Here is a 435-nt window from a genome sequence, read left to right as displayed (position 1 = left end):
CCTTGGTTCCCATCAAGGCTTCCCAGTTGGCCAGCACTCGACTGATGAAATATTTCCGTTGCTCAGCGGTCAGAGCGGCTACCCGTTCGCCGAGTGGTTCCAGCATTGCGCCCACTTCGATGAGCCGCCGTGTTCGTTGCTTGCGTTCGTCGGCCTTGGCTCTCGCTAACTTCGCTTCGAGCAGGGCAATGCGTTGGCTTGGTGTTTTAGTCGTCATGGATTTTTTTCCTCGTTGTGATGTTCCCTAACGAGTAACAAAAAATCCGACGCTGGCAAGACTGCATTGACGAAATCGCAAAGCCTGCTTGAATGAAAGAGGGGCGCAAGCGAGCGAAGCGAGCAGCCCAAAATCTATTGCGCAGAGCGAAGCGAAGCACCAGCAATAGCGCACTTATACATCGCTTCGCGATGTGTGCGCCCTGCGGGGCTAAGAGC

At 54.7% G+C, this 435-nt stretch carries 1 pseudogene; it reads right to left on the bottom strand.

What is annotated here, in order from left to right:
• A pseudogene (locus MPC4_RS03650) lies at nucleotides 1-217 on the bottom strand (hypothetical protein); the annotation flags it as partial.
• Between the last annotated feature and the right edge of the window lie 218 nt (nucleotides 218-435).

The sequence above is a fragment of the Methylocella tundrae genome (assembly GCF_901905185.1).
Lineage (GTDB): Bacteria > Pseudomonadota > Alphaproteobacteria > Rhizobiales > Beijerinckiaceae > Methylocapsa > Methylocapsa tundrae.
The sequence above is the reverse complement of the archived record's forward strand: the minus strand, read 5'-3'. Positions and strand labels throughout refer to the sequence as shown.